The 19,171-nt window shown below is 34.3% G+C and carries 21 protein-coding genes and 1 pseudogene; 10 read left to right on the top strand and 12 right to left on the bottom strand.

The genetic code is table 11. The annotated features are described in order from the left end of the window. The first annotated feature begins 189 nt into the window (after positions 1-189). Complete coding sequence (locus AAGD76_RS05015) at positions 190-729, top strand: DNA-3-methyladenine glycosylase (protein WP_341820473.1); 540 nt, start codon at positions 190-192, stop codon at positions 727-729. Here AAGD76_RS05015 and purF read toward each other — a convergent pair. The 3 genes from purF to AAGD76_RS05000 are packed head-to-tail and all read right to left on the bottom strand — an operon-like array spanning position 711 to position 4,745. After that, complete coding sequence (gene purF, locus AAGD76_RS05010; RefSeq protein ID WP_341820472.1) at positions 711-2,096, bottom strand: amidophosphoribosyltransferase; 1,386 nt, start codon at positions 2,094-2,096, stop codon at positions 711-713. The two genes, AAGD76_RS05015 and purF, sit on opposite strands and share 19 nt — an antisense overlap. A 25-nt stretch (positions 2,097-2,121) precedes the next feature. Beyond that, positions 2,122-3,225, bottom strand: coding sequence for a rod shape-determining protein RodA (gene rodA / locus AAGD76_RS05005; protein ID WP_341820471.1), 1,104 nt, complete (start codon positions 3,223-3,225; stop codon positions 2,122-2,124). A 53-nt stretch (positions 3,226-3,278) separates the two neighbouring features. Next, a complete protein-coding gene (locus AAGD76_RS05000; RefSeq protein ID WP_038199409.1) occupies positions 3,279-4,745 on the bottom strand; it encodes a proton-conducting transporter membrane subunit in 1,467 nt (488 codons plus the stop codon). 64 nt (positions 4,746-4,809) lie between these two features. On the opposite strand from AAGD76_RS05000, the gene AAGD76_RS04995 reads away from it, so the two are divergent. The 3 genes from AAGD76_RS04995 to virB9 all read left to right on the top strand — a co-directional run bounded on the left by AAGD76_RS04995 (position 4,810) and on the right by virB9 (position 6,550). Next, positions 4,810-5,124 (top strand): NADH-ubiquinone oxidoreductase subunit NDUFA12 family protein, encoded by a 315-nt coding sequence (locus AAGD76_RS04995; RefSeq protein WP_182321137.1) that lies wholly within the window; start codon positions 4,810-4,812, stop codon positions 5,122-5,124. A 2-nt stretch (positions 5,125-5,126) separates the two neighbouring features. Further along, entirely contained in the window at positions 5,127-5,582 is a 456-nt protein-coding gene (locus AAGD76_RS04990) for an outer membrane lipid asymmetry maintenance protein MlaD (RefSeq protein WP_010082331.1), read from the top strand. 185 nt (positions 5,583-5,767) lie between these two features. Next, positions 5,768-6,550 (top strand): P-type conjugative transfer protein VirB9, encoded by a 783-nt coding sequence (gene virB9 / locus AAGD76_RS04985; protein WP_010082330.1) that lies wholly within the window; start codon positions 5,768-5,770, stop codon positions 6,548-6,550. A gap of 3 nt (positions 6,551-6,553) precedes the next feature. Here virB9 and AAGD76_RS04980 read toward each other — a convergent pair whose 3' ends face one another. The 5 genes from AAGD76_RS04980 to der all read right to left on the bottom strand — a co-directional run bounded on the left by AAGD76_RS04980 (position 6,554) and on the right by der (position 11,078). Beyond that, positions 6,554-7,150, bottom strand: a complete 597-nt coding sequence (locus tag AAGD76_RS04980) for a ribonuclease HII (protein ID WP_010082329.1) — start codon at positions 7,148-7,150, stop codon at positions 6,554-6,556. Positions 7,151-7,156: 6 nt separating this feature from the next. Continuing rightward, complete coding sequence (gene mraY / locus AAGD76_RS04975) at positions 7,157-8,137, bottom strand: phospho-N-acetylmuramoyl-pentapeptide-transferase (RefSeq protein ID WP_209472500.1); 981 nt, start codon at positions 8,135-8,137, stop codon at positions 7,157-7,159. A gap of 580 nt (positions 8,138-8,717) precedes the next feature. Continuing rightward, a complete protein-coding gene (locus AAGD76_RS04970) occupies positions 8,718-9,260 on the bottom strand; it encodes a demethoxyubiquinone hydroxylase family protein (protein WP_006279362.1) in 543 nt (180 codons plus the stop codon). Next, positions 9,235-9,756 (bottom strand): disulfide bond formation protein B, encoded by a 522-nt coding sequence (locus AAGD76_RS04965; protein ID WP_010963042.1) that lies wholly within the window; start codon positions 9,754-9,756, stop codon positions 9,235-9,237. The genes AAGD76_RS04970 and AAGD76_RS04965 overlap by 26 nt, the downstream gene beginning before the upstream one ends. Further along, positions 9,753-11,078, bottom strand: coding sequence for a ribosome biogenesis GTPase Der (der, locus tag AAGD76_RS04960; RefSeq protein WP_010963041.1), 1,326 nt, complete (start codon positions 11,076-11,078; stop codon positions 9,753-9,755). The genes AAGD76_RS04965 and der overlap by 4 nt, the downstream gene beginning before the upstream one ends. Before the next feature lie 131 nt (positions 11,079-11,209). Between der and AAGD76_RS04955 the strand changes: the two genes are divergently transcribed. Beyond that, positions 11,210-11,419 carry a hypothetical protein gene (locus AAGD76_RS04955; protein ID WP_010081834.1) on the top strand — a complete coding sequence of 70 codons (210 nt, stop codon included), beginning with the start codon at positions 11,210-11,212 and terminating at the stop codon, positions 11,417-11,419. A 9-nt stretch (positions 11,420-11,428) separates the two neighbouring features. On the opposite strand, the pseudogene AAGD76_RS04950 reads toward AAGD76_RS04955, so the two are convergent. Next, positions 11,429-12,613: pseudogene (locus AAGD76_RS04950) on the bottom strand (IS4 family transposase). A 296-nt stretch (positions 12,614-12,909) separates the two neighbouring features. Beyond that, complete coding sequence (locus tag AAGD76_RS04945) at positions 12,910-13,302, bottom strand: TraR/DksA family transcriptional regulator (protein ID WP_010963040.1); 393 nt, start codon at positions 13,300-13,302, stop codon at positions 12,910-12,912. Positions 13,303-13,408: 106 nt separating this feature from the next. Here AAGD76_RS04945 and AAGD76_RS04940 point away from each other — a divergent pair, with 106 nt between their 5' ends. Then, positions 13,409-14,056, top strand: a complete 648-nt coding sequence (locus tag AAGD76_RS04940; protein WP_010963039.1) for a heme exporter protein CcmB — start codon at positions 13,409-13,411, stop codon at positions 14,054-14,056. 476 nt (positions 14,057-14,532) lie between these two features. Here the strand turns inward: AAGD76_RS04940 and trmB are convergent, their stop codons facing one another. Then, positions 14,533-15,198: a tRNA (guanosine(46)-N7)-methyltransferase TrmB gene (trmB, locus tag AAGD76_RS04935; protein WP_012673367.1), complete on the bottom strand. Its 666-nt coding sequence runs from the start codon at positions 15,196-15,198 to the stop codon at positions 14,533-14,535. Between the two features lie 139 nt (positions 15,199-15,337). Here trmB and AAGD76_RS04930 point away from each other — a divergent pair, with 139 nt between their 5' ends. The 3 genes from AAGD76_RS04930 (at position 15,338) to AAGD76_RS04920 (ending at position 17,697) form a co-directional block, all read left to right on the top strand. Continuing rightward, entirely contained in the window at positions 15,338-16,990 is a 1,653-nt protein-coding gene (locus AAGD76_RS04930) for a 30S ribosomal protein S1 (RefSeq protein ID WP_012673366.1), read from the top strand. A 29-nt stretch (positions 16,991-17,019) separates the two neighbouring features. Then, positions 17,020-17,298: an HU family DNA-binding protein gene (locus AAGD76_RS04925; RefSeq protein ID WP_341820470.1), complete on the top strand. Its 279-nt coding sequence runs from the start codon at positions 17,020-17,022 to the stop codon at positions 17,296-17,298. A 72-nt stretch (positions 17,299-17,370) separates the two neighbouring features. Then, positions 17,371-17,697, top strand: coding sequence for a cell division protein ZapA (locus AAGD76_RS04920; RefSeq protein ID WP_010082086.1), 327 nt, complete (start codon positions 17,371-17,373; stop codon positions 17,695-17,697). On the opposite strand, the gene AAGD76_RS04915 is transcribed toward AAGD76_RS04920, so the two are convergent. Continuing rightward, on the bottom strand, positions 17,672-17,950 hold the full coding sequence (locus tag AAGD76_RS04915) for a succinate dehydrogenase assembly factor 2 (protein ID WP_006279484.1): 279 nt from the start codon (positions 17,948-17,950) through the stop codon (positions 17,672-17,674). The two genes, AAGD76_RS04920 and AAGD76_RS04915, sit on opposite strands and share 26 nt — an antisense overlap. Positions 17,951-18,049: 99 nt before the next feature. On the opposite strand from AAGD76_RS04915, the gene rseP reads away from it, so the two are divergent. Continuing rightward, positions 18,050-19,168, top strand: a complete 1,119-nt coding sequence (gene rseP / locus AAGD76_RS04910; RefSeq protein WP_341820469.1) for an RIP metalloprotease RseP — start codon at positions 18,050-18,052, stop codon at positions 19,166-19,168. Positions 19,169-19,171: the final 3 nt, after the last annotated feature.

Genomic DNA, 19,171 nt, shown 5'->3' with positions numbered 1-19,171 from the left:
CACGCGCTACCCTATGGGTGCTGCTCGCGTATATTCTTTCTTTCACCATCTCAGTGTTTCTTTCTTATTATGCCAGTACCATTTTCTTGTCATTTAAGTAGCTCCCCTCTTGTCATCCCAGTGCTTGACACTGGGATCCAGAAATTCTTAAACTGAATTCTATATAGAACCTCAGAACAAAAATAAAAAATGGGTAGCATAATACTGCCAAGAAATTTCTACGAACGCCCAACTTTGGTTGTAGCCGGGGAGTTACTAGGAAAGATGCTGAAATTTTCTAACTTTAGTGGAGTAATAACCGAAGTTGAAGCCTATATAGGAATGAGTGACCCAGCTTGTCATGCAGCTAAGGGTTATACTAACCGAACCTCAGTAATGTTTGGTATGCCGGGGTTTTCATATGTGTACTTTATATATGGAATGTATTACTGTTTAAATATTGTAACAGAAGCAGAAGGGTTCCCAGCAGCAGTGTTAATACGGGGATTAAAGCTCATTGAACCGCTTGAGGCAAATTTAGGTGGGCCAGGAATATTGTGTAAAAGATTAAATATTACAAAAGAACATAACAAACAGGACCTTACTATAAGCCACGAATTTTGTGTTTATGAATCTCACCTCAAACCAGATTATGTGTGCACTCCGAGAATCGGAATTAGTAAAGGCCAAGAGAAATTTTGGCGGTTTAAAAACTTAAGATCTTGCGTAGACTATTTGCCAATTGGATAATCACCAGTGAAACAAGCATCACAATATTGTGGTGTAGCATTGTTACGCACTTCTCCTTTAACAGCCTGATATAATCCATCAATACTCAAGAAGGCTAGGCTATCTACTCCTATAACTTCCTTAATTTCCTCTACAGATTTATTTGCAGCAATTAAATCTTTGCACTCTGGCGTATCTATTCCATAAAAACAAGAATGCTTAATTGGTGGGCTTGAAATTTTGAGGTGAATCTCTTTTACTCCTGCATCCTTTAGCATAACTATTATATTTGTTAACGTACTACCACGCACTATACTATCATCTATTAAAATTATGTTTTTACCTTTCAAAGTGTGCTTATTAGCATTGAATTTTAATTTTATTCTAACTTTACGTACTTCAGCGGTTGGTTGTATAAAAGTTCTTCCTATGTAATGATTACGAATTATTCCCAGTTCCATAGGTAATCCTGAATGCTTTGCATATCCAATAGCTGCAGGTATTCCAGAATCAGGTATTGGTACAACCATATCTACATTGTTTTTTGGTGGGCTCTCTTCTGCAAGTATTCTTCCTATTTCTTTTCTTGTATCGTATATAGACCTATTCTCCATTATGCTGTCTGGTCTTGAAAAATAAACGTATTCAAAAATACAAAAACTTGATTTTTGCTGTGGGAAAGGAAACATTGAGGCTAGCTTACTACCCGAACTGATGGTAACTAATTCGCCTGGTTCTATTTCTCTAACAAACTCTGCATTTATTATATCAAGAGCACAAGTTTCAGATGCAAGAACGTAAGAACCGTTTAACTTTCCTAAAACAAGAGGCCTGATTCCAGATGAATCACGTACTCCAATAACTACTTCTTGATTGATTGCAACAAAAGAATAAGCACCTTGTATTTGCTTTAATGCATATATAAAACTCTCTAAAAAGCTATCTTTTTCACCGCTTGCTGTCAGATGCACTACTACTTCTGTATCAATATCTGACTGAAAAACGCACTCTTGTTTAATCAATTGTTCGCGTATCGGAGAAATATTAATTAAATTACCATTATGTGCTATGGCGAAATCCCCAAATTTGCCACTTTCGCTAAACATGGGCTGCACTCCAAATTTATTACCACTTGTTGAGTATCGAACATGACCTATTGCACAATCTCCAGGTAAGGATTTCTTTATTTCATCTATATCATCAAATACGCTGCTCACTTGACCTTGAAAGTGATAAGAGTGCAGCTTATCGTTGTTACTGGTTACTACGCCAAAAGACTCTTGACCTCTATGCTGCAAAGCGTGGAGAGCAAGTATAGAGTTAAAAGCAGCACTTTGGTTGCAACTTATGCCAAATACCCCACATTCCTCACGCATTTCATCTAGCATAAAAACTATTAAGTAAAATTTAATTTTACTTTAGCATAGGTAAAATACAAGCATTTTGTTGTTCATCTGCTTTTATTGCCAGCAATAATCCTATGCATATTAAGCTTGCAGCAGTTGTACTTCCTCCATAGGACAGAAATGGCAATGGGTCGCCTATCACAGGTAAGAGGCCCATTGTCATTCCGATGTTTATAAAGAAATGAGCACTAAAAAAGGCAAAAATGCCGATAGATACCGACTTAGAAAAATAATTTTTTGACCTATAAGCAATAGAGAGCATTATAGCAAGCAATGTAGTATAGAGTAAAATTAAAGTCATGCTACCTAAAAATCCCCATTCCTCACTCAGCACTGCAAAAGCAAAATCTGTACGTTTCTCCGGCAAAAATCCAAGTTGAGTTTGACTTCCGTTAACAAAGCCCTTACCAAGCAAACCTCCTGAACCAATAGCTATCTGAGATTGCTGCGCATTATAACCTATCCCAAGTGGATCCACTGATGAATCCAAAAACGACAATATCCTTTGCTTGTGATAAGGACGTAAAAAAGGCCAAATAGCCGGTACTGCAAAAATGCCAAGCGTTCCACATATTAACGAATGAGATCTTTTTATTATTGCTGTGAATATAATTGATATCCCTATAAATAACATTATCACAGCTGTGCCTAAATTAGGTTGCTTTAACACCAAGAACACGGGTAAGAAAATAATTATAAGTGCCTTAAGCAATCTTTTAAATTCCATCATTTTATATACACTCTGCTTATCAAAATAGCGAGCAAGCGCAAGTATTAAGCCTACTTTTGCAAATTCTGATGGTTGCAAACTAATTGATCCAATTCTTATCCACCTTGTTGCACCCATTATGTGTGAGCCAAAAAAATTCACTACTAATAGCGAAATCACTGCTGCTACATAAAAAAAGTAGGCGTGCTTCAAATAAAAATCTAGCTCTATGAATGACATAGCTATAGCAAGTAGGAAAAAGAAGGAGAATATGACCAGTTGGTGAATCGCAAATGGCACCCACTTTCCTCCAGCAGAAGAGTATTGAACAACAATGCCAACGCAAAACAGCGCTATCACGTTAATGACTAACAACCAATGAATCTTCTTCAGTCTATCCACAATAAAGACCTTATAACCTTAAAGTATAGTAAAATATGAAACAAAGATAAAAATCAAAAAACCAACTTCTCAACTACTAACCGAATTGGAGTGCTATATATTCCAGTTACTACTGTTAAAACTGCCATAAACAATAGACAGAAAAGCATAGGAAATGGCACATCATTAATTTTGTCCGGTGTCATTCCAGTGCGTGACGTTGCATCATTTTCAAAATACATTTTCTCTACCATCTTCCACATATATATCAATGCAAGGAAAGAGCCAGCAGCAAATGTTACAAGGGAAATCCACGCATGAGATTCGATAATTGCTTTCATTATATACCACTTGCTTACAAAGCCATTTGTTAAAGGCACACCGATTAATGCTAAACTGAGTAGAGTGAACGCAAGTGCTGTATAAGGCATTGATTTCTTGAGTCCCGATAAATTCTCTATTTTTGTTGTATCAAATTTGTAAGAAATACATCCTGCAGCCATAAATAAAGATGTTTTTATTATGCTGTGGTTTACTATGTGAAGAATTGCTGCAAATACACCTGTTTTTGAGTTAAAACTCAGTGCTAAAATTATATAACCAATTTGGCTAATACTAGAGTGAGCAAGCAGTCTTTTTATGTCTTTTGCGGTTATTGCAAATATCGACCCAAATATAACAGCGCAAAGTGCGAGGATAATTATCACGTTGCTTAGTGATGGTTTAAATAAGAAGAAATTTTGATGAAAAACAGTATAAAAGATTCTGATGAAAACATATATCATCACTTTTGTCACTGTGCCTGAAAAGAATATGCTAATGAAACTTGGCGCCTCACTATATGCATTAACCAGCCACCTGCTTAATGGAAACAGTGCCATTTTGATTGAGAGACCAATAAAAATGAACAACGTGCCAAGTTTTATGATGTTGTTATCGTGTAATGGAACTATTCTTTCAGCCATGTCAGACATATTGAGCGTTCCAGTCATTGAATACAAGAGCCCGATGCCAAATAAATAAAATGTTGCGCCTATTGTTCCACTAATTAGATATTCAAATGCTGCAACCAAGGCTTTTTTATCCCTTCCCATTGAAACTAATACATAAGAAGAAAGAGATGAAATTTCCAAGAAAACGTAAAGGTTAAATATGTCGTTTGTTACTAGAATCCCGAGCAGTCCGCTTAAGCACAGTAGAAATAGAGAGTAAAAACCAGTGATTTTGTTTTTGCTAATTTCTTTTTCGTTAATATAAAAGCTATAAAGCACGCTAATCAGCGCTATAAAATTCACCAAAGTTAGAATCAAGGAGTTTAACACGTCGATTCTTAACTCTATTCCATACGGAGGAGCCCAATTTCCAAGGTGATAAGTTATAATTTCACCTTTATATGTTTTAATGAGTAGTATTGATGAAATGATAAGAGTGATTGTTGTTGCAATAAAAGAAATAAACCAAGATACCTTGTGTTTCTTGGCAAGAAAGCAAAACATTGATGCAATTATTGGTATAATAACTTGTAAGATTGGTAATTGCATTAAATTGTTGTTAATATATCGTTAAAGTATTAGTATATATAATACTTTTTGTTTTAATACCCTTATGTTATCTAAAATTTGTAACGCAATAAAACGCCTATTACGAAGAGAAGATAAATTTGTAGGAAGAGATAAAAATGGAAATTCTTACTATGAATCAAGTAAAGGAAAAAGGTGGGTTATGTATAGCAGTGTCTCTGAGCCTACAACAGTGCCTCCGGAATGGCATATATGGCTTCACTATACTGATAATGTAGTACCAGTTAATAATAAAAAAAGAAAAGTAAAACATACTCCTAATTTAACGGGTACAAAAGATGCATACTATCCAAACCAAAAAGTGAAAAATTACTATAAAAGCTGGAGTCCTGATAACTAAAGATGCGAAGGTCAAATATACTTGAAATAACCGCTGGATTATTTGTATTAATTTTCACTATTTTTCTGATTTTCTTTGCTATTGATAAGCTATCTTACATAAAGAAAAACTATAAGGATTGCAATAAAATATATGGTCTTTTTGCTAACGCTAACGGTATAGGAGTTGGTGATAGTGTCAAGATCTCTGGTGTAGATGTTGGAAGCATAACTGGTGTATCACTTGACAAAGCTACCTACGTAGCACGAATCGATATGTGTATAAGCAAAGACATAAAATTGCCAATTGATAGTTCAGCTCTGATCACTAGCAGTGGAGTTGTTGGCAGTAAATTTGTTAATATATCACCTGGATCAGATATTAAACTAATCTTGCATGGTGGTAAAATAGAGTATACTCAAGCTGAAGCAAATATGGGTGGAATAATGGACAGAATTCTTGGTATGTTTACAAAGTGAAAATGGCAGGATTCCAAGTATATCCGTTCAGGTAAAGCCTCCTGTAGTTCTAAAGTATTTAAGGAGTTTGCCTTATTTCTTGCCTTTTCTACCGCTTGCTTTGGGGTTTATAGTATAGAAAGTGCCTTAATAGTTGCAGTGCATGTCTATCAATGATAAAATGAAAATTAATTTATTTTGATATTATGATTGGTTTACTGTTTGCCGTACTGTTGTTCCTCTGTGGTAGTGATGCACTTGCAAAACAGGAGCCACGTTCAATAGCTGGAGATAATCACATAAAGGTGATAAATTATAACCCACAAGCTATACATAAGTATACGGGTTTTTATGGTTATCAGTCCAGTATATTGTTTGAACCAGGGGAGGTAATACAAAACCTTTCAATGGGTGATTCAACTGGTTGGCAACTCCTTCCTCAAGGTAATAGATTGTTTATTAAGCCTATAGATGATATTGCCGATACTAATGCAACTATAATTACCAATAAAAGAGTTTATTACTTTGAACTTCATGCTGAAGAAGCAACTGGACTAGATGATCCAAGATTAGCATATGAAGTAAGGTTTCTTTATCCACTATTTAGCAGTGATGAGATTTACACAACAAATAACGGTGATATCTTCGAACAAGCTAGTCATACCATTATTCCTGATATCAATGATATTGAAGTTGTAAAGAAGGGATTAAATTTTAATTATTCCATCTCGCACGTCAAAGGTAGTCAGTCAATAATACCAATTAAGGTTTTTGATGACGGAAAATTTACATATCTACAATTCAATAAAATAAACTCTGATTTTCCGGCAGTTTTTATGGTTGATTCTGCAGGATATGAGTCTTTAGTAAATTTCCGTACAGTTGATAACTACCTGATAATCGAAAGGGTAAGTTCAGTGTTTACCTTAAGGAATGGATCGAGTACAGTTTGCCTATTTAATGAAACCATACCTTTCAAAAAAGGGTAAAGGCTATAATGCCCGAGATATGGGTGCAAAATTTTTTCTATGATGTTCTGTAATTCCATAAAGGCCAATAGCGTTAAGGTGCTCTTTTGTCCCATATCCTTTATTTTTATACCAATTATATTCAGGATGCTTATTATGCAATTCTTGCATAAGCCGATCTCTCGTAACTTTTGCAACGATTGAAGCTGCTGCAATTGATGTACTCAAATTATCACCATTTACTATGGATTTCACTTGCCATTTCACTTCAGGTGGTTGATTACCATCAACTAGTACATAATCTAATTCTAGGTCCAAGTCTATCAACGCACGTTTCATTGAAAGCTTTGTTGCTTGCAAGATATTGTATGAATTTATTTCTTCTACGCTTGCCATTCCTATACCAAATTTTGCAACGGATGTTATTTTTTCATATAGGACTTGCCTACATTGAGGAGTCAACTTTTTCGAGTCGTTGATTCCATCAATAATTGTATTTCTATCAATAAACACTACGGCTGCGGATATTACTGGACCAGCTAGCGGACCTCTTCCAACTTCATCCACTCCTGCTATCACTCCTGATAATTTATTTTCTAATGTAAAGTCTGGGTATTTCATAGGTTTTTATAATAAGAAAGTTATAGTAAAAACTGAACAGATAATAGAAATTATCCAAAATTTCATAACGATTACATTTTCTGACCATCCCTTCTTCTCAAAGTGATGATGTATTGGTGCCATAAGAAAAACTCTTTTTCCTTCTCCATATTTAAACTTTGTATATTTAAAATATGATATCTGAATAATAACAGATAGAGTCTCTATTACAAAGATTATTCCAATAATGGCAAAAAGCATTTCTCTTTTAATTAGGACACTAGTTAACCCTAAAGCCGCACCTACCGACAAGCTACCAACATCACCCATAAATATTTTTGCTGGATGTGTGTTAAACCACAAGAAACTTAGAATAGCTCCTATAAATGCAATGCAGAATAAAGTAATATTCATATCTGCCTGAGTTATATATGCAATTAGCCCCAAAAAAGCAAAGGAAGTGATAACTTGAGTTGCAGCAAGGCCATCCAAACCATCTGTGAGATTCACAGCATTAGAAGAGCCGACAATTACAAACGCAGCAAACGGAACATATAGATAGCCAAAATCTATTATTACTCCTTTAAATAGGGACGTTTTTGTAAAACATTCAGCAGAGTATAGCTTAAGTATAAACACACCAACCAGAGCAACAATAAACTGAATAAGTATTTTGGTTTTTGCACTTAAACCTCGATAGTGATTTGTCTTCAATTTTAAATAATCATCAATAAATCCAAGTAGAGCAAAAAATAGAGTTATCAATATCAGCAGCAAAATTTCTGGTGTTAACTGAGCCCAGAGTAAAATTGGTAATAAAGAAGAAATCAGTATTATTATTCCGCCCATAGGTGGTACATTCTTTTTTGTTATTAAATGACTTTCTGGTCCACATGATCTAATTGGTTGCCCATCTTTGCTTATTTTTTTTAGAAGCTTTATAAAATAGGGAAAAAGAATAAACCCAAAAACAAATGAGGTAAAAAATACTTTTGTAGCTAAGATCATCTGCTTACTTAAATTGACTAAGTGTCATACCACCTATAGCTAATAAAGTCAACTTCTGTCATCCTATAGCCTGACCCACAACTGTACGAACATTGTGATTTGGGCCCATCAGTAGGGTGTCATCCCAGTCTGGAATCCACAACTGTACGAACGTTGTAGTTTGGACCACCAGTGGGGTGTCATCCCAGTGCCCAGACACTGGTTCTATGCAACTTAATTAAAAACGTTTGTTTTAGTGTAAGACAATTACCTTTAGCTTATCAGCTCAGTTATAAGCAAAATTTCTGGATTCCAGACTGGAATGACACCATTTGCTGTGCAATTTACCTTCAAAAATGAATGTTCGTACAGTTGTGAACCTGTGGCAGGTATTACATAAGAGCATTTCCCTCTTCTAAATTAAAACGCACTTTTGCCTCCTTTGCAGTCTATACTTTAGATGTATTTAATTTACAAATACTAATTATTTATTAATAATGGTGATATGTAAATATAGTTATAAAATAATTGTTACACTTGAATTCCTTCCTGGTTTCTGTTGTTATCAGAACATTTAAAACACTTTAAGAAAGCTGCTTAGTTAAATTAACTTAGACAAGTAAATAGCAGTTTTGCAGCCTGTTTTTATGAATGATGATAAAATGTTGTAGCCAAATGCGCTTTCAGCATTGTGCTGAATTGCAATATCTTTGTGCTCTAACTCCTCGTCGCGAAATTTACTTATAGTTTCTCTTAATTCCCCATCTTCTAAATGTGAAACTTGCTCTTTGTAGTGCTCCCCGATAACTTCTTCAACTGCAGCAGTGCAAGCCATAGCAGCTTTTTTGCCCATAATGGCAGTTGCAACGCCAAGCGACACTCCTAAAACACGCCAAACAGGCAACAAAACAGTAGGACGAACTTTTTGCTCTTTGATTTTCTCATTAAAATAGTGAAAATGCTTTTTTTCCTGCTCTTCCATTTCAATTATTTCATTGATTATAGAAGATTTCTTAAGAATAAATTTTTGACCAGAATAAATGCAAATAGCTCCATATTCTCCAGCGTGATCTACTCTAATTGCCTGTTGCAAGAACTGATTGTTGCTGTACCTTAAATTATTTAGATTTCTTTCTTTCTCCACAATACACCTTACCTGATACGAACAGAGCTACTATGAGATAAATTAGATTCCATGTTGCTAAGGAAACACCTAGAACGTAATGAGGTCTGTCACAAGATGGAGAGTAATTAGGATTTAGTAGATTATTTCTGAGCTCTTCTATACTAACGTTACTACTTGCTTGCTCTGTACAACCTAAAACATCATGAAATAAGTGGAGTTCAAGACCTATATGATAAAAAGATATTACTGCACCTATGAGGTAGCTGCAAAACATTGCATAGATTAGAATTTTGTTGTCTTTAAGCATGCACGCTACTGCAAGTAATCCAGCGATATAGTAAACTATTCGCTCGTATGTACATAACTTGCATGGCAGCATGTTGAAAAAATATTCTAGCACATATGCAAAAATTAGAGCAGCGGCACTCGACAGCAGAAAGATTGCAGGAATTCTGGAATTATTACACATAACTTTAAGTAAATTATCCCTGAAAGTATAAAGCAGAGTATTCATTTTACATAGGGATTTTTATTTTTTTTCAAAAGCAATCTAACTGGCACACCGTCTGCAAAGAAATTTTTTCTGAGATCGTTAATTAAATAGCGTTTGTAACTTTCATCAACACTTTCAGGTATGTTACATATCAAAGAAAAAGCTGGAGGTTTAGTACCAATTTGAGCGATATACTTCATTTTAACTGCTTTGCCTTTTACAAGAGGGTGAGAATGTTTTCCTACAGCATCTATGAGCCACTTATTCAGTTTTGCAGTGCTGATCTTCTTGTTCAAGGATTCACTCACTTCAAGACACTTATCTATCACATCACCGCAGCGCATGCCTTTTAACGCAGAAATTGTTATAGTTGGCACTTCCAAGAATAACCTGGTTACTTCCTGTTGTTTGACAAATTTTATTAACCTGCTTCTGTCATCCTTACCTATTAAATCCCACTTATTTAAAACAACAATAATCCCTTTCCCTCCCTTAATTGCAGCTTCACCAATTGATAAATCCTGCTGCTCAATACCAACTAGGGAGTCTAGCATTAAAACTACCACATGAGAGCGCTTGATTGATTCCATGCTTTTCTCAACAAATCTTGATTCTAAGCCATCTACAACATTCGCCTTTCTGCGGATTCCGGCAGTGTCAATTAGAGTAATTAACTCTCCATCATGATCATATGTAATATCCACAGAATCACGTGTGGTACCTGGCTCTGAACTTGTTATTAGTCTGTTTTCTGCAAGTAAACCATTTAAAAAAGTTGATTTTCCAACATTCGGACGGCCGATGATCGCGATCCTCAGCCTACTCAGTTCATTGTTAGGTAACTCAGTGTTCTCGTTAAAATTTTCAATAACACCAGCTAATGCATCATAAAGATCAACCATGCCAAGATTATGCTCGGCAGAGATATACACCGGGCCAAGAAAATCAAAAAACTGCAAATAATCAACATTTTCGGATTTATGACTCTCGCATTTATTTGCTACTAGTATTACAGGTTTATTTATTTTTCTCTTCAGCCACTTTGCAAACTCTTCATTTCGCTCATTTTGCACTTTTGCATCAACAAGAAAGAAAATTATGTTTGAATTGGATAAAGAAAATTCGATTTGTTCAATAACTTGTAGTGAAAAATTAGTTTGGTCGTTCCATCCTCCTGTATCTATAACTTTAAACTCCAAATCGCTAATTCTCCCCATTCCCTCTCGCCTATCCCTTGTCACTCCTGGAATGTTACTCACTACTGCTGCTTTTCTTCCTACTAATCTGTTGAATAGGGTCGATTTTCCAGCATTTGGTAGGCCTACTATGGCGATTTTTAGCATAATTCAAGGGCATGTTCTATATGAAGTAAATTATAACCGAAACTTTTCAATTTAACTATTGACTTCGTAGATTATATAAGCACACTACAGTTAGAATTTTTTTATTTCGTTATGTAAAATATGGGGTAGTTATGCTAGTGTCAGAGCAAATAGAGAGTGTAGATAGAGAAGAATTAAAGCAACAAAATCATATACATAAAGATACAGAGTATTCGGAAGAGACGACAATATATGGGCATATTAATCAACATATGGAAAAAAACATCTCAAATACATTGCATGAAATATATGATGCTCTTATGTCATATAACGAATCGGAACAGCCAATGGCGTCAACTTAAGAACTTTCATTAGCAAACTCTCCTAAAGACATGATGGCGTTTAGGCTTATCTACTTTATTGCGGCTGTCCCGGTCGGATTTTAACTTTAGCGCGTATACTTAAAAAGGGCTTGAAAGTTTTTTGGCGCAATAAGTACCTGATAGAGTTTCTGCCTCATTACACCAAATAAAACTGAAAAATTTAAACGATACTCAGTAATTTGATCTGGGTTCCAAGGCCCTTGTGCATCACACATATGAAGCGACAATATATTACACATGACTAAGTTTGCCCAAAATTCTTGTAATACAGCCTCTAAATTTACGCCAGAAAAATTCTCTAATTCTGCACCTATTTTGAGTCGTTTATAGCACTCCTCTATATGCCACCTTAACACATAAGCTTTGCTGATATCTTCCAAAGTAAATTTTACTCGGTCAAAAAGTGAAGTAATCAATACCTCTGTTTCTCCGTTGGCTAATGTCAGCACTATAACTCTTACTTTCTGTCCTTTCATTTTATTTTTTAGCTTTTCATTTTCTAATATAAAATCAAAATCTAATTCGCCAGCGTTCCCATAGCTTACTATAATTTCTTTTTTGCAAGCGAAAAATAAAATCTACTTCCAAATTATAATGCTGCTGAATGAATTTTACTGAAGACGATCATAGATAAATAATAATTTCTCTTGATTTAATAAACGCATTTGAGTGATAACTTCGGGTAATTGCTCTGCCGCCAACGTTTGTTCACCTATATTCCAAGCTGCAAGACGAGCACTGCAAATCAATGAAGTACACAAATCAACAAACAAATTGCCAATGGTGCCTGTTGTTCCATTTGGTTCAAACTCGGATACAATTTCCCCAGAGCTGGGTAATCTCATACCAGAACCATCTGCTGCAATAAGTCTATAGCCTCTCCAACTCAGGTTCATCCTGATAGGCTGTTTGGATGCTTAGATTCTTGAAAGCCTGTATGGCAAATCTTATATCTTGCTTTAGAAAAAGCTTGCTTTGAGGGTACATGTCAATGGCTCCATAAGTTCACATTCTATTCCCAAACTTTTTTTAACTAACTTTAAAATCATAGAAAATACTGTCGAAAAAGGAAGTTTTCTTGTTCGTGTAAAACTCAACACAATGGATTTTCTGAAAAGTTTTCGAGTATATTATATTTTTAATTTGTAGAATAAGGTTTTTTCCTTTTTGCATATTTCACCTAAAAAGGACACATTTTAGACTTCTTTGTTGAAATAAAACAGAAACAAAAGTGCTGTCCCTTGCACTCTTTGGATAATTTAATGATAAAAAATTTGGAGAGAAATTTTATACACTATCGCTGATATTTTTCCTTAAGTTGACGCCATTGCCTGAACGGATACAACTTAATTTTTAATCTGCAGGAGTCAAGTTGAGAATGTCCAATTTTCCACTTTCTTTATAGCATAACATACTTCAGCGCCTCTTGCTCCTCTTGAAGTCCAATGGGCTCACCACTTATGTGTAAATTAATCGTTAATGTTGTACACGTTCTTTTCTTTTTCTACTCTCTCTTGCTCTTCAATACAATATATAGCAAGCGGATTAGCTTTAAGTCTTTCGACTCCTATTTCTTCTCCTGTTCCATCGCAGTAACCATAAGTGCCTAATTTTATTTTTTCTAACGCCTCCTTAATTTTTTCTTTTCTATCTTTTCGACGCTTGATTAATTCCTCGTTTCCACTATCTTCATCAGAATAGTATGTATCAATACTATTATCTTCTAGTTCTTGTTTCTCTAACTCAGCGAGTATTGATTGTAACTTTAAGCTGAAGTATTCCAGTTGTTTTACGCTCATATATTCTTCATCTTCTGAAGGAGTGTAATCTTCTGGTGACTTTATTTTTGGTAACTTTTCCATAATTGCATTATCAAAAAAATAATAAAACCTATATAATTTATGAACAAAAAATTATACTACCTCAAAGTAAACACTATAATTTATAATAAACATTTAAAAGCCTAGTATGATCGACTCAGTAAAAAAATTAGTAATAGATGATAAGAACTTTACCTATATAGTATGTATTTTTATCATAATGTTAAGTTTATCTTCATTTACACTTAAAAACAACAATAAACAAGAAGTTATGTTAACATTAACATGGATATGTGCTACATTTGTTTTGCAGATTTCTACAAATAATTTGTTTACATCTGATTATCATGATGGAATATTAGAGCAAATCTTTGTACAGCCACTCTCTTCTAGGCTTATAGTTGCTTATAAAATTTTCGCTCACTGGTTATTATTTGGGTTACCGATTTCAGTAATTTCTTCCATATTCAGCTTTGCAATTCTAGGCAATAGTATTGAACACTCAATAGCAGTTGGAGTGTCTTTATTATTTAATACGCTGATAATCACTAATATTTCAGCTACTGGAAATGCATTGATGATTGGTCAAAACAACTTAGCATCAGGAGTATCGCAAATTCTTGTTTTGCCAATGATAATGCCAACCTTTGTGTATTTTAAAATGCTAACTCAATTTGAAAATTTATCCTTGAATATTTATACACTACTAATCACCATCTTAGTTTTTGTTATTTTGATTGTTAACAGCACCATAACTACTCACATGGCACTAAAATTTGCTGTGGAACAGGATTGAAAAATCTTACTGTTATTCAGTAGACTTCTTGCATAACCTAGAAAAAAGGCAAATAGTTATTATAGATTTAGGTTTATCGACAATTTGAAAAACCTTCATTCCAGCATCCTTCCCTGTCATCCAAGTAGCCCTTCGTTGTCATCCCAGTGTCAAAAACTGGGATAACAGCTAACCTGACAACCGTCATCCCGCTACTTGTTAGCGGCTAAGAGATACCGTGACGGTATGACGGTTCGCGGTGGCATGACGATAAGCCTCATCATCCCGCTACGTGTTAGCGCCGCGGCGGTATGACGATTCGCAGCGGCATGACGAGAAAGGGGCTACTTGGATGATACCTTTTTTCTACTTAGTTTGGGTTATGCAAGAAGTCTATTCCTTCATAAGGAGAAGTAGTTAAAGGAATTTACTCTATTTCTCCCTCTTTTTTTATTATTTTTAATCTATAGTTAACGTAAAAGAGATATGCAAAAACTCTATTGATCCATAGTCTGCAAATTATTAATAACACTTACTTTAAAGAACCTCACTTTACGCTGATCTTTGAGCGCTCTTCTGTGGTATTTTGTAAGAGTATAACTTGTGAAATCGTCTTCCCTATAGATTAAAGAGTTACACTGCTTTATATGTGATGCTATCCACTCTGCATAGTCCTGATGATCGGTTGCAATGAATATTTCCCCTGTTATAAGTATTTTTTTTGCTAATAAATTTAAAAATTCCGTATTAATTAATCGTCTTTTATTGTGACTTCTTTTTGGCCATGGATCTGGAAAGAGAATAAAGAATCTTTCAACACTGTTATCAGGAAAATTTGCAATCAATTCTCTTGCATCTTCTGTCCACATTAAAATATTTTTTATGTTCTGTATTTCTATGTTTGTTAGCAAGCGAGAAACCCCCTTTAAGTAGGGCTCACATCCTATAAATAATAGATCAGGTTCATTGAGCACCTGGTAAAGCATATTTTCACCGTTGCCAAAGCCTATTTCTACCCATATTCTTTTTTGTGAATTTACAATTTTCTCTATAGATTCCTTGCTGTTTTGAATAGAATATTTTTCCAATATTTCATCAACATCAGGTTTTAGCCTGGACCTTCTGGAGAACGATCTAATCCACTTGCTATTCTTAAATAGCATATTCTTGATACATATATAATTTTCTCACTATATTTTATATAGCTTAAACAATTCTCGAAATGAGTTAATGAAAAATTACTTGTCAATAATTGTTAATATTATATAATATATGAGTTCTAATAAAGTTTAAGTTAAAGGTATGAATAATAATAATCCAGTCGTAAATCTACCGGTTACTATCAGAAAGCTATCATCAAACAAATTTATAGAAGAGATATGTCAAGGCCAATTTGAGGATCAAGATAATACCTTGTTTGAAGATTCTTTTGTTAACAAAATTAAAGAAGGAGATGTGGTAGAAGGTGTAATTACAAGAATAAACCCTAACGACGTTGTGGTTGATATTGGTTTAAAATCTGACGGGAGAATTCTGATCAAGGAACTCGGTTGTAATGATGAGGTCATTATTGGCTCGAAAATCAGAGTTTATGTGGAAAGAATTGAAGATTATCATGGTAATGTTGTTCTTAGTCGTGAAAAAGCAATTAGGGACGAAAAATGGAATAAGTTGGAAGAAGATACAGTTACAAGGGCTGAAGTAAGCGGAGTTATTAAACGCTCAATTAAATGTGGCTTTATTGTTGATCTTGGTGACGGAATAAGCGCTTTTTTACCGCTGAGTCATGTGGATTTGAAGCAAGTAAAAGATGCGAAGCACCTTATTGAAACTGAACAAAAGTTCATCGTGCTTAAAATGGATAAGAAGCAGGGCAATATTGTAGTATCAAGAAAGCTGGTGTTAGAAAAATTGCACGCTGGTGAAAAAATTAAATTTTTAGAATCTTTAAATGAAGGCGATATAATAGAAGGGAAAATAAAAAGTATCACTCATTACGGTGTATTTGTCGGTATTCATGAATCAGATGTAGTGGGAGTTATAGATGGATTGTTACATATTACAGATATCTCTTGGAGTAGGGTAAGTCATCCGTCTGCAGTTTTTACTTGTGGTCAGACTATAAAAGTTAAAATTATAAAAATAGATAAGGAAAATGCTAAAATTTCCTTGGGTGTGAAGCAGCTAGAAGATAGCCCTTGGCAAGATGCAGAGTCAAAATATCCAGTTGATAGTGTGCATAAGGGTTATGTAACAAGCATAGAAGATTATGGATTATTTGTTGAGCTTAGACCTGGAATTGAAGGTTTAGTGCACTCGTCAGAAATAACTTGGGTTAAGAGTAATTTACCAGTTAGTAGTCTCGTAACAAGGGGACAAGAAGTATATGTAAAAATTCTCAGTATTGACATTGCTAAGAGTAGGATGAGTTTAAGCATGAAAAGGTGTGTAGACAACCCTTGGCAAGTATTTATCAATAAATATCCTCCTGGTTCTATTGTTTCTGGTGAAGTGAAGAATAATACCGGCTCATATGTATCTGTTGCTTTCGGTGATTCTGAAATAGATGAGAACGTAGAAGGGACAATATATGTGAAAGATTTTAGTTGGTCTAAAAATGGTTCAGATGAGATAAAGAAGTATAATGTAGGTGATAAAATAGAAGCAAAAGTAATAAGGGCTAACGTGAATCGGGCAAGAATTTATCTTGGAATAAAACAAATAGAGTATGATCCTCTTGAAGAACTGATAAAGAAAGTTAAGGTAGGTGATAAAATACAGGTTATTGTAGGTAAGAGAGAAGATAATGGACTAGTCGTTGAAGTTGAGAACGATGTAACCCTTCTAATAGATCAAGAGCATTTACCAGAGAATAAAAAATTCTCTATATCAGAAAAAATAGAAGTTGAAGTATTGGGTGTTGAAGAATATAACATAGCATTATCTGCTAAGTGATAAGGTTTACTTATTTTGGCTTCATATAAATGGCAACAAAGTCTGATATAATAGCGAGGGTAGCAAAAAGACATCCTTTTTTAGATAAGATTGTTATAGCAGCTATAGTTGATAGATTTTTTGGGATACTTTCAAGCACATTGAAACATCATAATAGAGTTGAAATTAGGGGGTTTGGTTCTTTTTCAGTTAGAAGTTATAACTTGAAGGAAACAAGCCATTTAATGTTACAGAAGTTTACAAAGAATCAATACTCTAAAACATATTTTCGTAGCAGTAAAAAATTATCTGATTTGATAAATGAATAAAAATTTATACCATAAATAAGATGAAAGTAGGGGTTTGAGTTTATACTGTACGATAGAAATTTTTAGCACCATATGCAAGTAGTAGAAATAGTTATACGTAATAACACATATAAAATATCTTGCGAAAGTGGGAAGGGGAATCATTTATTACGCCTTGCTAATAGTTTTGACAAGTTAGTTAGTTCTGTATCTCAAAAAACTGGAGGTAAGGGTTCGGATGCATTAAATTTCTTACTTGCAGCACTAATTCTTGAGGATAAAATTTTAGAATTAACAAAGCGATTAGATGAAGTAAATCAAGAGCGCGAAAAGTATAGAAACGAGAAAAGAATAGAATATACTGAGGTACTAGATAAGGTAAATAAGATTATCACTAATCTTGAGTGCATAAAGGATTAGCTTCAATAAAGCAAGCAATTAAATTGACTATCTGACTATTCAAGCCAGGAGGGAGGTTTGTCTTACGAGTTATGTAACAATATAATTCGTAATCATCAAGATCAACTATTTTTTCGTATTCGATTAGTTCGCTTAAGGAAAATTTATCAAGATATTTCAATGCGAAATGCCCTAAAAGTATATCGGTTTCTTTGCAACCCCTATGCCAGCTTCTATATATTAATTTTCTTCTGAGTAGTGAGGTATCTGTCATTACAATTAAACTTTTTTTAATTTAAAAGTTAAACTAAATACTTGTCAAGCGAGGCGCATTTTAATATACTTAACATTTTGTTAAGATCTAAATATACAGGTGGAATTAATTTCTAATCTTATCCATCAATTTAGCGATGGAATATATTATTTTTTATCATTTTCTTTAATAATTTCTGTCATAGTATTCGTACATGAATATGGGCATTATGTTGTTGCCAAAGCATGCAAAGTTAAAGTTGAATCTTTTTCCATAGGTTTTGGTCCTGAAATTTTTGGTTTTAATGATAAGTCTGGAACTAGATGGAAATTAAGCGCTGTTCCATTGGGTGGTTATGTTAAAATGCTAGGAGATACTAATGCAGCGAGTGTCCCAGCTGATCAACAAGAATTAACGGAAGAAGAAAAATTGTATTCATTTCATACAAAACCGCGTCATAAAAAAGCAGCAGTAGTTTTTGCAGGGCCTTTTGCAAACATGGTATTTGCTGTTATAGCTTTTACAATATTTTTTAGCATAGCAGGTTATTATCGCACTCCACCGGTGATTGAAAATGTAATCGAAGGTAGTGCAGCTAAGCAAGCTGGTTTGTTGCCAGGTGACACTATTACACAAATCAATGAGCATAAAATAAAATACTTTGAAGATATTTCACGTGTGATAATGTCGAATCCTAAAACAAGAATGGAGATTGAGTATAGCAGAAATAATGAGAAGCACAGGACCAGTTTAACTCCATTAATAATCAAGGACAAAGACGTTTTTGGCAACACAATAGAAAGAGAAACTATAGGGATTATTTCAGTCAATACATTAAAGCAGTCGTCTTTTCTTGGGGCTGTGAGCTTATCAGTAAGTGAAACTTACCACACTATGTGCTTAACGATCAAAGCTCTCTTTCACATTATTGTTGGTAAAAGGAGTATCAATGAAATAGGTGGGCCAATAAAAATCGCAAAATATTCAGGACAATCAGCTAAAAAGGGATTTATTATGGTTCTATATTTTATGGCAATCATTTCAGCTAATTTAGCTGCAATTAACTTGCTGCCAATACCACTGCTAGATGGTGGGCATTTATTGCATTATATCATAGAAGCGGTTATACGTAGGGATTTAAGCTTGAAATGTCAAAAATATGCAGCTATTTTTGGTGCTTTAGTGTTGTTTTTGCTTATGGCAACTGGAATGTCAAATGATATTAGGGATCTTTTTTGAAAT

Origin of the sequence: Wolbachia endosymbiont (group A) of Cydia strobilella, from assembly GCF_964026745.1 — a bacterium.
In the GTDB taxonomy this organism is placed as follows: Bacteria; Pseudomonadota; Alphaproteobacteria; order Rickettsiales; family Anaplasmataceae; genus Wolbachia; species Wolbachia pipientis.
The sequence above is the reverse complement of the archived record's forward strand: the minus strand, read 5'-3'. Positions and strand labels throughout refer to the sequence as shown.